The sequence below is a fragment of the Fulvimarina fulva genome (genome assembly GCF_039652615.1).
GTDB lineage: Bacteria > Pseudomonadota > Alphaproteobacteria > Rhizobiales > Rhizobiaceae > Fulvimarina.
This window is the reverse complement of sequence record NZ_JBDJAC010000005.1, coordinates 170468-183030: the sequence shown is the minus strand read 5'-3', so window position 1 is coordinate 183030 and position 12563 is coordinate 170468. Positions and strand designations below refer to the sequence as shown.

At 61.7% G+C, this 12563-nt stretch carries 15 protein-coding genes; 7 read left to right on the top strand and 8 right to left on the bottom strand.

The window, feature by feature from the left end; translation table 11 throughout:
* Positions 1–85: 85 nt before the first annotated feature.
* Complete coding sequence (gene eno / locus ABDX79_RS09435) at positions 86–1366, top strand: phosphopyruvate hydratase (RefSeq protein ID WP_346220033.1); 1281 nt, start codon at positions 86–88, stop codon at positions 1364–1366.
* A gap of 115 nt (positions 1367–1481) precedes the next feature.
* On the opposite strand, the gene ABDX79_RS09430 is transcribed toward eno, so the two are convergent.
* The 3 genes from ABDX79_RS09430 to ABDX79_RS09420 form a co-directional block, all read right to left on the bottom strand.
* Complete coding sequence (locus ABDX79_RS09430; protein WP_346220032.1) at positions 1482–1883, bottom strand: response regulator; 402 nt, start codon at positions 1881–1883, stop codon at positions 1482–1484.
* 322 nt (positions 1884–2205) lie between these two features.
* Complete coding sequence (hpt, locus tag ABDX79_RS09425) at positions 2206–2751, bottom strand: hypoxanthine phosphoribosyltransferase (RefSeq protein ID WP_346220031.1); 546 nt, start codon at positions 2749–2751, stop codon at positions 2206–2208.
* Entirely contained in the window at positions 2748–3476 is a 729-nt protein-coding gene (locus ABDX79_RS09420; RefSeq protein WP_346220030.1) for a hypothetical protein, read from the bottom strand. The genes hpt and ABDX79_RS09420 overlap by 4 nt, the downstream gene beginning before the upstream one ends.
* Before the next feature lie 253 nt (positions 3477–3729).
* Between ABDX79_RS09420 and ftsE the strand changes: the two genes are divergently transcribed.
* The 4 genes from ftsE to ABDX79_RS09400 all read left to right on the top strand — a co-directional run bounded on the left by ftsE (position 3730) and on the right by ABDX79_RS09400 (position 7338).
* Positions 3730–4389: a cell division ATP-binding protein FtsE gene (ftsE, locus tag ABDX79_RS09415; protein WP_346220029.1), complete on the top strand. Its 660-nt coding sequence runs from the start codon at positions 3730–3732 to the stop codon at positions 4387–4389.
* Entirely contained in the window at positions 4373–5371 is a 999-nt protein-coding gene (locus ABDX79_RS09410; protein WP_346220028.1) for a cell division protein FtsX, read from the top strand. The genes ftsE and ABDX79_RS09410 overlap by 17 nt, the downstream gene beginning before the upstream one ends.
* Positions 5372–5492: 121 nt before the next feature.
* A complete protein-coding gene (locus tag ABDX79_RS09405) occupies positions 5493–6200 on the top strand; it encodes a YdcF family protein (RefSeq protein ID WP_346220027.1) in 708 nt (235 codons plus the stop codon).
* Between the two features lie 340 nt (positions 6201–6540).
* A complete protein-coding gene (locus ABDX79_RS09400) occupies positions 6541–7338 on the top strand; it encodes a lysophospholipid acyltransferase family protein (RefSeq protein ID WP_346220026.1) in 798 nt (265 codons plus the stop codon).
* Between the two features lie 17 nt (positions 7339–7355).
* Here ABDX79_RS09400 and ABDX79_RS09395 read toward each other — a convergent pair whose 3' ends face one another.
* Positions 7356–7895, bottom strand: a complete 540-nt coding sequence (locus ABDX79_RS09395; protein WP_346220025.1) for a gamma-glutamylcyclotransferase — start codon at positions 7893–7895, stop codon at positions 7356–7358.
* A 53-nt stretch (positions 7896–7948) separates the two neighbouring features.
* Here ABDX79_RS09395 and ABDX79_RS09390 point away from each other — a divergent pair, with 53 nt between their 5' ends.
* The gene (locus ABDX79_RS09390) at positions 7949–8959 is read left to right on the top strand and encodes a DUF2125 domain-containing protein (protein ID WP_346220024.1); all 1011 of its coding nucleotides are present in this window, start codon (positions 7949–7951) and stop codon (positions 8957–8959) included.
* A gap of 131 nt (positions 8960–9090) precedes the next feature.
* Here the strand turns inward: ABDX79_RS09390 and ABDX79_RS09385 are convergent, their stop codons facing one another.
* Entirely contained in the window at positions 9091–9309 is a 219-nt protein-coding gene (locus ABDX79_RS09385; protein WP_346220023.1) for a SlyX family protein, read from the bottom strand.
* Between the two features lie 181 nt (positions 9310–9490).
* Here ABDX79_RS09385 and ABDX79_RS09380 point away from each other — a divergent pair, with 181 nt between their 5' ends.
* Entirely contained in the window at positions 9491–9898 is a 408-nt protein-coding gene (locus tag ABDX79_RS09380; RefSeq protein ID WP_463671142.1) for a cytidine deaminase, read from the top strand.
* Between the two features lie 62 nt (positions 9899–9960).
* On the opposite strand, the gene ABDX79_RS09375 is transcribed toward ABDX79_RS09380, so the two are convergent.
* The 3 genes from ABDX79_RS09375 to ABDX79_RS09365 form a co-directional block, all read right to left on the bottom strand.
* On the bottom strand, positions 9961–10509 hold the full coding sequence (locus ABDX79_RS09375) for a retropepsin-like aspartic protease family protein (RefSeq protein ID WP_346220022.1): 549 nt from the start codon (positions 10507–10509) through the stop codon (positions 9961–9963).
* A gap of 145 nt (positions 10510–10654) precedes the next feature.
* Entirely contained in the window at positions 10655–11284 is a 630-nt protein-coding gene (gene upp, locus ABDX79_RS09370) for a uracil phosphoribosyltransferase (RefSeq protein ID WP_346220021.1), read from the bottom strand.
* 49 nt (positions 11285–11333) lie between these two features.
* Positions 11334–12530: a phosphopentomutase gene (locus tag ABDX79_RS09365; RefSeq protein WP_346220020.1), complete on the bottom strand. Its 1197-nt coding sequence runs from the start codon at positions 12528–12530 to the stop codon at positions 11334–11336.
* Positions 12531–12563: the final 33 nt, after the last annotated feature.

The following is a 12563-nucleotide window of genomic DNA, read 5'->3' as shown; positions in this document are numbered from 1 at the left end:
ATTTGCCGGTTTCGACTGTTCAGCCTCAATCGCCTGTCATAAAAGCCACCTAACAAGAAACGCGCAAACCGTGAGGACCCATTTTATGACCGCCATCATCGATATTATTGGCCGTGAAATTCTCGATAGCCGGGGCAATCCGACCGTCGAGGTGGACGTGGTCCTCGAAGACGGCTCCATGGGCCGGGCGGCTGTGCCATCGGGTGCCTCCACCGGCGCATATGAAGCCGTCGAGCTGCGCGACGCCGACGAGCGCTATATGGGCAAGGGCGTCCAGAAGGCGGTCTATGCGGTCAATAACGAGATCGCGGAAGAAATCGTCGGCATGGAAGCCGAAGATCAGCTGATGATCGACGCGGCTCTTTGCGACCTCGACGGCACCGACAACAAGAGTCGCATCGGCGCGAACGCCATTCTCGGCATCTCGCTCGCTGTCGCCAAGGCGGCCGCCGAGTCGGCCGGGCTTCCGCTTTATCGCTATGTGGGCGGCCCCTCGGCCCATGTCCTGCCCGTTCCGATGATGAACATCGTCAATGGCGGGGCTCATGCGGACAACCCGATCGACTTTCAGGAATTCATGATCATGCCGGTCGGCGCGGAGCGCTTCTCCGATGCCCTTCGCATGGGGGCCGAGACCTTCCACACGCTGAAGAAGATGCTGAAGGATGCCGGCCACAACACCAATGTGGGCGATGAGGGCGGTTTTGCGCCCAGCCTCGGTTCGCCGAAGGAAGCGCTCGACTTCATCATGCAGGCCGTCGAGAAGGCCGGCTACAAGCCGGGCGACGACATGTTCATCGCGCTCGATTGCGCGGCGACGGAGTTCTGCAAGGACGGCACCTATGATCTTACTGGCGAGGGCCGCAAGCTCTCGGCCGACGACATGGCCGGCTATCTCAAGGAGCTGTCGGACGCCTATCCGATCATCTCGATCGAGGACGGCCTCGACGAAGACGACTGGGAGGGCTGGACGAAGCTGACGAAGTCGATCGGCGACAAGGTGCAGCTGGTCGGTGACGATCTGTTCGTCACGAACTCCAAGCGCCTGAAGAAGGGCATCGAGATGGGGGCGGCCAATTCGATCCTCGTTAAGGTGAACCAGATCGGCTCGCTCTCCGAAACGCTCGATGCTGTTTCCGTCGCCCATCGCGCCGGCTATACGGCCGTGATGTCGCACCGTTCGGGCGAAACCGAAGACTCGACCATTGCCGATCTCGCCGTCGCGACGAACTGCGGACAGATCAAGACCGGCTCACTCGCCCGTTCGGACCGGGTCGCCAAGTACAATCAGCTTCTGCGTATCGAGGAAGAACTCGGCAGCCAGGCGGATTATGCCGGCCGCAGTGTTCTGAGGTCTGGCCGATAAGCTTTTAGCGTCGAGGATCAGACGACCATAAAAAAGCCCGGGCCGCATTCGGCTCGGGCTTTTGATTGTCTGTGGGTGATTTTATCAGCCGCGACGACAGCCTCCGGCGCGGTTCTCAGGCCGAAGCCGCGACCGATCGGGGCGCTGGCCCGCGTGCGGCAAGGATCTCGCCGACGCGCATGCGCACATCGCCAATGGCGAACGGCTTGTCGAGCACGTCCTCGACGATCCGGCTCAACTCGCTGGCGGCTTCCTTCTGCTCGGCATAGCCGGTCATCAGCAGGATCTTGATATGCGGCCATTTCCGCGCGGCCTCATGGGCGAGCTCAATGCCCGTCATGGCCGGCATGCGGATATCGGACAAGATCAGATCGAACCGCCCGCCGGCTTCATCCAACAGGTCGAGCGCTTCCTCGCCATCCTCGGCTTCACAAACGTCATGACCATCCATGCGCAGGGCGCGAGCGACGAGATGGCGGACCGCCTGTTCGTCCTCCGCAATCAGTATGTTCGCCATGGTCCGCACCTCCAATGCCGGCTTTGAGACACAACTCGAAGCCGCTTCTTCTTGCCGAACGCACGCTTCGGTTCGATGATGGCGGCAATGAGTCCGCTCCGGTCTATCGGTTTGTTTTCAACACTTTGTGAAGCGCGCATCGGTTTTTCAGCGTACAAACTGCACGTCGAAGCTGTCCCCGGACTGGATTGCCGCCTGCCGAACCGGGAAGCTTCGCGTTATCCACAGCTTATCCAGCGTCGATTCACAGCGTTCGGCCTGGCTGAAGAGGTCCGTCCCTCCGGTCTCGCGCCTGCCCGGTCGCCGTTTTGTCCGCAGGCGCCTATTCTTCGACGAGATATCCGATGAAGGGCAGTTCCCGGAACAGATATGCCGCATCGAGGCCGTAGCCGACGACAAACTTGTCCGGACAGGAAAAGCCGACATGATCGGCCTCGATGTCCACCTTTCGATGACCTGGCTTGTCGAGAAGAACGGCGAGACCCACGGATTTCGCACCCCGTTCCCACATCAGCTTCTGCGCGAGCGCGACCGTGCGTCCGCTCTCCAGAATGTCCTCGATCAGGATCACGTCGCGACCGTCCACCGGTCGTTCGATGTCGCGGAAGAGGCGAACTTCCCCACCTTGGGTGCCGGCGCCGTAGCTCGACAGCGAAATGAACTCCACTTCCGCCGCAACGCCCTTCCGGCTCAGAGCCCGCATCAGGTCGGCGGTGAAGACGAACGCGCCTTTCAGCACCGAAACCAGCATCAGATTGCCGGCGTCCGCGCCATAGCGGGTCGCGATCTCATCAGCGATCCGGTCGACCTCGGTCCTGATCTCATTCTCGCCGAAGAGTTCGAGAACCGTTCGTCCGTGACGTCTCATTTCAGATTTCCATTGCTTGGAGCGACCGGCCTCAAAGACAGTTCGAGCGGTCCCTTGATCGTGTCGGGTAGCAGAACCGAGGATGAAAAGCCCAGCTGCTCTCCGGATCGAAGCGGGCTCCGCGTAACCTCGATCCGCCGCACGACGCGCCCGCCCTCGCCATCCGTCAGGACGATCTCGATCGGCGGCACGGACTGTTCGCTCGCCGCATTCGAGACGTCACCCGTCAGTGTCAGGATCGATGCGCCGTCGCGGGGAAGGAGTTCCGCCTTGACGTTTGACACGTCGAGGCCGTTTCCAAGCGTGGTATCGCTAACGGTGTCGGAGACGCGCGTTGCAGCCGATCCTCCCGCGAGGTCGAGGAGACTTGGCAGAATGAAAAGCGCCGCCATCACCGCGCCAGCGATACAGGCAATCTTCAACGGAGCGCTGGAGGCATACGCGGGCTGCTCCTCGATCGTCTCTTCTAACGGCCGGGCACCGCCATGGCGAAAGAGATCGACCTCGGGCTCTGGCCGGCGTTTGAAGAAGGTGGTTCGCTTGCCCGCGTCCCCGGCAAGCGTCTGGGACGGGTTCGTCCAGCGCGGCGTGCCGAGATGCCGGTAACCGCTGTTTCCCGGCAGCCGGTCGCGCGGGTCCTTGTCGTTCAGCCGCCGCGCATGGCCTTCGATGACGAGCGGCTTGCGCGGAAGGTCGCTCTCTCGCCGGTCGTTCGGTGTCTTCATCGCGTGCTCGCTCATCGGGGGCGGCCTGTTTTGCCGACTGCGCTTGAAGAGCCTATACCAAGCATTCAAAGCTCGTGCGAGGCTCACGCAGGGTGGATGGACGATAGTTGGCCGATGCGGCCTTCATCTTCGCGATCGAGGGTCGATGCGTCCCCAAAGAGACTCAAGCTGAAATCGTCGGAGTTTTGCCGCTTTTTCGGCCAAGGTCGCGGGCAGCAGAAACGGTTTAAGACGTTCAGGAAAGCGACGTTTCGTGATTAGGTTCGAGAATGTCGGTTTGCGCTACGACGCCGGGGAGGAAATCCTGAAGGATCTCAACTTCGAGATCCGCAGGCAGTCGTTTCAGTTTCTCACGGGCCCGTCCGGCGCGGGGAAGACCAGCCTTCTGCGCATGCTTTTCCTCGCCCTTCGCCCGACACGTGGTTCGATCAGCGTGCTCGACCGCGACGTCTCGACGCTGTCGCGCCGGGATCTGCCGTCGATTCGACGGCGTATCGGCATCGTCTTTCAGGATTTCCGCCTGCTCGATCATCTGACGACCTTCGAGAACATCGCATTGCCGCTGAGGGTGCGGGGCCGGTCCGAGGAGAGCTACAGGCAGGACGTCGTCGACCTGATCGAATGGGTTGGGCTCGGCGCGCGCAAGGACGCCTTCCCGGTCACCATGTCCGGCGGCGAAAAACAGCGCGCCGCGATTGCCCGCGCGCTCATCGACCAGCCGGACATCCTCCTTGCCGACGAGCCGACCGGCAATGTCGATCCGCCCATGGCGCGTCGCCTGCTCCGCCTGTTTCTGGAGCTCAACCGAACCGGGACGGCGGTCGTCATCGCAACTCACGACTTCGGCCTGATGGACCAGATCGGCGCGCGCCGCATGATGCTGGAGGAGGGGCGGCTTGCGATCCAGGACTGATTATCTGGCCGCGCTTCAGCCTGTCTTTGGGCGCATCCGGGATATTACCTTGCGCCGCAAGGCCGGTCGTCAGGCGCCGATCGTTCCCTCTTCGAGTGTGTCCGGCCGCGCGCTCGTCATCACCGTCGCGATCATGACCTTCCTCGCCAGCCTCACTGTCGGTGCCGTGACTCTGGTTTCGGAGACCGCGGAAGACTGGCAGAACGACATATCGCAGGAGATCACAGTCCAGATTATTCCGCGTGAAGGGCTCGATATGGACGTCGCGCTTGCAACCGTGGAACAGCTTGCGCGCGAAACACCTGGCGTCACCAGCGCCGCGCGGCTGACCGATGCCGCGACCTCGCGGCTCCTCGAACCATGGCTCGGCGCGGAACTCGAATTGACCGAACTGCCGGTGCCGCGCCTCGTCGTGATCTCGATCGATGGCGACAATCCGCCAGATTTCGACGGCCTTCGGCGAGATCTGGAGGAAGCCGTTCCGCAGGCCGAGCTCGACGACCACCGGGCCTGGGTCTCGCGGCTCGTCGCCATGGCGAATGCGATGATCATCACGGGGGCGGGCGTCCTCATGCTCGTCCTCATCGCGACCGCGCTGACCGTGGTCTTTGCGACGCGCGGTGCCATGGCCGGCAATCGCCAGATCGTCGAAGTGCTGCATTTCGTGGGCGCCCGGTCCGAGTTCATCGCCGAGCAGTTTCAGTGGCATTTCCTGCGGATGGGGCTCATCGGGGCGCTGGCGGGCGGTGTCTTCGCCATCGTTCTCTTTTGGACGATCGGGCTCTGGACGGCCAGCAATCAGGCACGACCCGAGGCTGACCAGATCTCGGCTCTTTTCGGTTCCTTCGCGATCGGCTGGACCGGCTATCTTGGCGTTGCCCTGATCATCGCTATCGTCGGACTTCTCACAGCCCTCACGTCACGGTTCACGGTTCTGAAACAGCTTTCCCTGATCGATATGCTATCGCCTGTGGAAAACTGAGTTCTATATATGACAGACCCACCTAAGACGCAGGTCCGGCATCAGCCTGCGGCTTTAGGCTCCACGCGATATGGACGCGTAACTGACGGAGACGTTGAGACCCGATGTCGATGAGGCGAACATGATAGGCCGCGGTGGCCGAAAGGATGGCAAGGTTCGGCCCGAGAGGGCGAACTGGGCCGAAATGCTGCGCCGCGGTCGAAAGCGGCGCTTCGCGCTCCTGTGTGCCGTCATCCTCGTTGTCGGCGGTTTCACGGTCGGCAGCTTCCTGCGTTACACCGAAACGACGGCTGCGGTCTCGCGCCTCGAAAACGTGCCGAAGGCCGATGCGATCGTGGTTCTGACCGGCGGTGCCAATCGTATCGAGCGGGCGCTCACCCTCCTGAAGAACGGATATGGCAAGCGCCTTCTGATCAGCGGCGTCAACGAGAATACGAGCGCCAGCGCGATCGCGCGCATGACCAATACCGATCTCGCTCTCTTCAAGTGCTGTGTCGACATCGATGTCGCAGCCCTCGACACCGTCGGCAACGCGATGGAGGCTGTGCGCTGGGCGGCCCGGAACAATTTTAACGATCTGATACTCGTCACCAGCGATTATCACATGCAGCGTTCGCTGATCGAGTTCGAGCGGGTGGGCAATCTCGATCGTATCACGCCCGTTGCCGTACGCCTCGACGAGCTCTGGCAGGACGATGCGATCCCAAGCCGGCGAGGGCTCGAGGTGCTCGTGACCGAATACGCAAAGCTCATGGCGGCGCGGGTCAGAGCTGCGATCGTCGGCGTCGATCCGATGGTGTCGTCCGCCAATGCGGAGCCCTCCGCCTGAGGTTCGAGAGCGTTCCCGCGTCCTCTGCCGGTTCAGTGCGCGGGCCGAGGTCAATGGCCTTTCCGCGGTTTCCCTCGCGCCCGAGACACCATTGACTGTCTCGCCTCGATCGGCTTTCCAAGATCGGAGCTCGTCCCTCTGTTGCGCGTTGCAGCGTTGCGCGAATGGGACCAATGCTTTCTCGACCGGGCCCTGGCTCTCAAGGAGACAAATCCCGCCCCAGAGCGAAATGCGGTAAGTCCAAGTCGGCATTTCGCTCTCAATCTTTGGTTTGCCGCATGATGTGATCCGAAAAGCCATGCAATTTTTCGGATCACATCATGCTCTAGAGGCCTTTTTCATGCTGATCGTGCGTTCGATCCTTTTTCAGATCGCCTTCTACCTCAATTTCATCATCCGGTTGCTATTCGCGGTACCGGTGATGTTTTTTGTATCCGAGGAGACCAACTGGCGGATCATCAAGAGCTGGTGCCGATCGAGCCTCTGGATCCTGAAGACCTTCGCCGGCACGGGCTCTAGGGTGACGGGGCTCGAGCATCTCCCGGACGGCCAGGCGATCATCGCATCGAAACATCAGTCGTTCTGGGACATCATCGCCCTCGTGCCGCATCTGGACCGCCCCTCCTTCATCCTGAAGAAGGAGCTCTTGAGCATCCCGCTCTTCGGCCAGTACGCAAGGCTCATGGGTATGATTCCGGTCGATCGGAAGAAGCGTGGCGGCGCCATCGCCTCAATGCTGGAAAACGCCAGGGTCGCCGCAGCGGCGGGGCGACAGATCGTGATCTTTCCCGAAGGCACACGCAGTGAGCCGGGATCGGCTCCCGACTATCGGCAGGGTATCTACCGTCTCTACGAGACGCTTGATCTCCCGGTCGTGCCGGTGGCCCTCAATTCCGGGCTCTACTGGCCAAGGCACGATGTGCGTCGCTGGCCGGGCACGGCGCATGCCGAATTCCTCGAGCTGATCCATCCCGGCCTGTCGCGCATGGATTTCTTCAAGCGCCTTCGCGGATCGATCGAGGAGAGGTCGGGCGAACTTCTCGCCGAAGCCTATCGCGAGGACGGTTTGAAGCCGCGCACCGAAGTCGGGCGGCGGAAGCTGGAGAGCGCGTTGACAGGCGACAACGTCTCGGAGTGATCCGGCATTCGTCTCAATCAGCCGGGATGGGGCTGATTGAGACGGCTGACCACGCTTTCGAGCCAGGCGTCTTTCAGGCCCATGCGATGAATTTCCTTAAGGGCATTGGTCACATACTCGGTATTCGGACCTGAACGTCCGTGGGCGCCCATTACGATCCGCGCGGCGTTCTCTGCGGAAATCTTGCCGCCATACTGGCTATGGCCGCGATCGACGACATAGGTGATGGCGTTAAGGCCAGTGCCATCCTTGAGACGGATCGAAACGGTCTTTTCAAGATAGACATGGGTCACGAGTTCGCGTGCCCTCAGATAGGCCATCACGCTTTCGCGGTTGCGGCCATTCACCCTAAAGGCCATGCCGACACAGGAGCCACCCCGGTCCAAACCAAAGACGAGCCCCGGCCTTTCGGGGGTGCCGCGATGCACATGGCTGCGAACGCACAGCGCGCGATGGAAACCGGCAAGGCGTGCGACCGATCGTTCCTCGTAATCAAAACCGGGGTTCCAGATCAGCGAGCCGTAGCCGAACACCCAGAAGTCATTATTTTCGCCCATTCCTGCCCGTTATGCCTCTTACCACGTCATCCGTCTTTCAAAGGGGAGCTTCGTTGTCTTCGTCAACCTCGGAACCACGCCGTATCCGCCGCGCCTATATCTGGATTGCCGCAATTGTCGTCGTTCTCTTCGCAATCCTGACGGGGTTCTGGTTCTACGCCGCCTCCGAACTCGATCGGGTCACCAGCCGGGCGATCGAGAATGCCGAGCGAGACGGCATCCTTGTCTCTTGTGACGGCCGCGATGTCGTGGGCTACCCTTTCCGTCTCGGACTTGTCTGTGACGATCTCTCGGTCATCGTGCCGCGCAACGGGGTCGAGGTGGATGCCGGATCGTTCCGCAGCGCCGCCCAGATCTATCAGCCGAACCTCGTCGTCAGCGAACTGAGTGCGCCTGTGCGGATCGAAACCGCGGGCGAACTCCCGGTCGATCTGAATTGGGAGCTTGCCCAGTCGAGCGCGAGCTTCTGGACGGAAGGGCTCGACCGGATTTCCATCGCCATCGATGCGCCGCGTATCGCCATCGGCGGCGAGCTCGTTTTCAACGCGAGTTCGGGCGAACTGCATGCCCGGCGCCGCGACGGCGATCTCGATATCGCAGGCAATCAGCGATCGGCGAAAATCGATATTCCTCAACTCAGCAGCATCCCGGATTTCGACCTCTCGACCGATCTCACGATCCAGAATGCGGCGGATTGGCTTTCAGGAACGGCCTCGGGGCGCTCGGCGCGCGAACTATTCGCCGGCCGGAGCGGCACGCTTCGCTCCTTGCAGCTGCAGTTGAGCGGCGATCCGGCCGGTGCCGATCTTGCGGGCGATTTTTCGTTCTCTCAGGAAGGCCTCCTGTCGGGAACCTTCGATCTCGCCGTGACATCTCCCGAACGGCTGGCTTCGATCATCGGCTCGATCGCGCCTGAAGCCCAGTCGATCGCGAATACGGTCGCATCGGTCGTTCCCTATGTCGGAACAACCGAGAACGGCCGGACCACGATCCGCGTGACAGCGAATGACGGTCAGCTCGCGGCGGGTGTCATTCCGCTTGGCCAGATCCCGCCGCTGAAGTGATACCGAGGGGCCTTTGAAACCGATGGTTTCGAAGGTCCGGCGGTATGATTTGGCGACCGCCTCATTCATATGGACGCTGATAAACGCCTGCGAAGCGGAGGCCGGCGCCTCGGGTGAAGGCCATATGATGGTCAGTAGTGAGGCGGTTTCGTCACTTCCGGCTTGCCGCCGCCGTCCTCGACGGCGCCGACCCGGTCTGTCAGATGCTCGATCTTCAGCTGCAGATTCCGGATCGCGCCATAGGCTTTCGCCAGCTCCTCCGACAATTCCTCGATCGTGTTCGACTGGTGGCTGGTCAGCACCTCGAGATCCTCGAGCCTGCTTTCTACGGATGAATCGTGTTCGGCCATGGCCCTTGCTTCATTCGCTTTCTCGTCCCGATCCGAAAATTGGAGAAAAGCGTCTGCCTTGTCCATGGCAAGACCGAAAGATAGGCGAGATCGCATAAAGATCGGTCGACAAAGAGAGCGTCAGCCTATCCTATGGCGGCGGATATGATTGACAGCAATTTCATCGAAGCGAGACACCGAAATGGCCGATGACCTCTTCGCCAAGGCCAAATCCGCGATGCGCAAGGCTCACGCGCCCTATTCCAAATTCCCGGTGGGCGCTGCTCTGAGGACGTCGGACGGGCGAATCTATGCCGGCTGCAACGTCGAGTCGGTCAGCTTTCCCGAGGGTTGGTGCGCGGAGACGACGGCGATCGGGCATCTCGTCATGGACGGGGGCGGTCGCATCGCCGAAATTGCGGTCGTCGCAGAGAAGCTCCCTGCATGCAGCCCCTGCGGCGGATGCCGCCAGCGCATCGCCGAGTTTGCCAGCGCCGAGACGAGGGTTCATCTCTGCGACGTCGATGGCGGCGTGATCAAGACGGTCACCATGGGAGACCTTCTGCCGCTGGCCTTCGATACCGAGGAGCTGAGAGGGGAGGCCGGCTAGGGGAGCGATGCAGGTGGGTCGGGCTTTTTCGGCCCGCGAGAGCTTGGCGTCGTGCCGCAGCCCTAACGTTCCATCGTCAGCCGCCCGTCTTCGACGGAAAAGCGGTCGAGCTGGGACAGGAAGCTCATCCCGACCAGCGTGACGCCGAGCGTTCCTTCCTCCAGCACCAGCGCATCGACGTCGCGCACGACGATCGTTCCGATCTCGACCCGGTCGATTCGCGCGCTCGCGCCTTTCGCGACCCCATTCGCGGTCTGGACGGGAACGGTCCAGTCGCTTGGCTTCACATAGATGCCGATCTGCCGCGCTGTCTTCTCGTCGATTGCGACTTGTGTCGCGCCCGTATCGATCAGGATCGGGTTGCGCATGCCATTCAGCCGGGCATCCGTTCTGAAATGTCCCATCAAGTCTGCGTTCAGAACGACGCTGCTGCGAAAACTGCCGCTGTGAGCGTCCGCCGGTGCGGTCTGGATCGCAGCGTCCAGAACGGGCGTTGCCGGCTCGACCCGCTCTGGTCCCGAGCGCTGCTTGTCGAGATAGCTCTGCAGGACCGAAGGCACTGCCAATCCCCCAAGGGAGCAAAGGGTCAGGAGAAAGATCGCACGGGACATCACGGCAGGGCGCCTCGACTTTCACTGAAACATGAAGGCCAAGCCTGCCATGGGCTCACTTACCGGGTTCGAAACGCGGCGTCTTTCCATTCCCCTTGTTGCGAAAAGGGTAAAGGATTGGAGAACGTCGCTTCGCCCTTTGAACCTATTTCGTTCCGTACATGCGATCGCCCGCATCGCCGAGACCCGGCACGATATAGCCAAGCTCGTTGAGATGGCTGTCGATCGACGCGGTGAAGACCTGAACGTCCGGATGGGCTTCGCGAAACCGCTTCACGCCTTCGGGGGCTGCAAGCAGACACAGAAAGCGCAGATTGGTGGCGCCCTGCTGCTTCAGGCGCTCGACGGCCAGAATGGCCGAGTTCGCCGTCGCGAGCATCGGGTCGACCACGATGACGAGACGGTTGCCCATCTGCTCCGGTGCCTTGAAATAATATTCGACGGGTTCGAGCGTCTTCTCGTCCCGGTAGAGCCCCACATGGGCGACGCGCGCGGCCGGCACGAGATCGAGCATGCCCTCAAGGAGGCCGTTTCCGGCGCGCAGGATCGAGGCGAAGACGAGCTTCTTGCCCTCCAGAACCGGGGCGTCCATCTCCATCAGAGGCGTTTCGATGCGCTCGGTCGTGATTTCGAGCTGCCGGGTGACCTCGTAGCAGAGCAGCGTCGAAATCTCGCGAAGAAGGCGCCGGAAACTGGCCGTCGAGGTCTCCTTTTTCCGCATGATTGTCAGCTTGTGCTGCACAAGAGGGTGATCGATGACCGTGACGCCGTCCATGCTGGCTCCCATCGTTTGAGTCCGTCAGCGCGCAGATAAAGCAGGTTGGTCAGAGAAAGGAAGTTCCGAATCGACCGGGCTTAAGTCCAAGAAGAGCTGCGACGCTCGCGCCGATGTCCGCGAAGGTCTCCCGTTCGCCGATGTCCCGTGGCTCGATGCCGGGACCGAAACCGAGGATCGGCACGCGCTCGCGCGTATGATCGGTGCCCCGGAAGGTTGGATCGCACCCATGGTCGGCGGTGATGATGCAGAGATCGCCCGGCCGCAGGGCAGTCTCGATTTCCGGGAGACGCGCATCGAAGGCTTCGAGGGCGGCGGCATAGCCGGCGACATCGCGCCGGTGCCCGTAAACCATGTCGAAGTCGACGAGGTTCGAAACGATAAGATCGCCATCCTTTGCCCGCCCGATCGCTTCGAGCGTCGCGTCCACCAGCGCCATGTTGCCGTCGCCCTTGATGGAGACGTCGACGCCGCGATGGGCGAAGATGTCGGCGATCTTTCCGATGCCGTAGACCGTTCGGCCTGCAGTGTGAGCCGTGTTAAGGATCGTCTCGCCGGGGGGAGGGACGGAAAAGTCGCGGCGATTGGCTGTGCGTTTGAAGGTGTCTGCGCTTTCTCCGGTAAACGGTCGCGCGATGACCCGTGCGATGTTGAGTGGATCGCAATGTCCGCGCGCCGCTTCGCAGAGTGTCATGAGCCGGTCGAGCCCGAAATGCTCCTCATGGGCCGCGATCTGAAGTACGCTGTCGCTCGACGTGTAAAATATCGGCTTCCCGGTGCGCACGCTCTCCTCGCCGAGCTCTTTCAGGATTTCGGTTCCAGAGGCTCGCTTGTCACCGAGAATGCCGGGGATTGGCGCATCGTTCATGATCTGGCGCACCAGGGATCGGGGCAGGGAGGGTTCGGCATCCGGAAAGACGCCCCATTCAAACGAGACCGGCACGCCTGCGATCTCCCAGTGGCCGGACGGTGTATCCTTTCCACGCGAAATCTCGCGGGCGGAGCCATGCAGGGCTTCCGGTTTGGTGTCCCCGCCATCAAGGCCTGCGAGACGAAAGAGGCCGAGCCGTGCCATATGGGGCAGGTGCAGCGGACCTTCGCGCAGTCCGGCCCGATCCGCTTTCCCGTCCAAAGACGCGCGAAGGATCGAGCCCAGCGTATCGGCGCCGGAATCGCCGAATTCGGCCGCATCCGGCGCGCCACCGATGCCGACGGAGTCGAGAACGATAATGACAGCTCTGGGCATGGCGGACGCATCCTTCACAAAGACATGTCCGCG

Excerpts from the sequence above, each read along its gene's own strand:
- ABDX79_RS09375 (WP_346220022.1), bottom strand. The coding sequence starts at position 10,509 with ATGTCCCGTGCGATCTTTCTCCTGACCCTTTGCTCCCTTGGGGGATTG.
- ABDX79_RS09365 (WP_346220020.1), bottom strand. The coding sequence starts at position 12,530 with ATGCCCAGAGCTGTCATTATCGTTCTCGACTCCGTCGGCATCGGTGGC.
- eno (WP_346220033.1), top strand. The coding sequence starts at position 86 with ATGACCGCCATCATCGATATTATTGGCCGTGAAATTCTCGATAGCCGG.
- ABDX79_RS09420 (WP_346220030.1), bottom strand. The coding sequence starts at position 3,476 with ATGAAGACACCGAACGACCGGCGAGAGAGCGACCTTCCGCGCAAGCCG.
- ABDX79_RS09380 (WP_463671142.1), top strand. The coding sequence starts at position 9,491 with ATGGCCGATGACCTCTTCGCCAAGGCCAAATCCGCGATGCGCAAGGCT.
- upp (WP_346220021.1), bottom strand. The coding sequence starts at position 11,284 with ATGGACGGCGTCACGGTCATCGATCACCCTCTTGTGCAGCACAAGCTG.
- ABDX79_RS09405 (WP_346220027.1), top strand. The coding sequence starts at position 5,493 with ATGATAGGCCGCGGTGGCCGAAAGGATGGCAAGGTTCGGCCCGAGAGG.
- hpt (WP_346220031.1), bottom strand. The coding sequence starts at position 2,751 with ATGAGACGTCACGGACGAACGGTTCTCGAACTCTTCGGCGAGAATGAG.
- ABDX79_RS09385 (WP_346220023.1), bottom strand. The coding sequence starts at position 9,309 with ATGGCCGAACACGATTCATCCGTAGAAAGCAGGCTCGAGGATCTCGAG.
- ABDX79_RS09430 (WP_346220032.1), bottom strand. The coding sequence starts at position 1,883 with ATGGCGAACATACTGATTGCGGAGGACGAACAGGCGGTCCGCCATCTC.
- ABDX79_RS09395 (WP_346220025.1), bottom strand. The coding sequence starts at position 7,895 with ATGGGCGAAAATAATGACTTCTGGGTGTTCGGCTACGGCTCGCTGATC.
- ABDX79_RS09400 (WP_346220026.1), top strand. The coding sequence starts at position 6,541 with ATGCTGATCGTGCGTTCGATCCTTTTTCAGATCGCCTTCTACCTCAAT.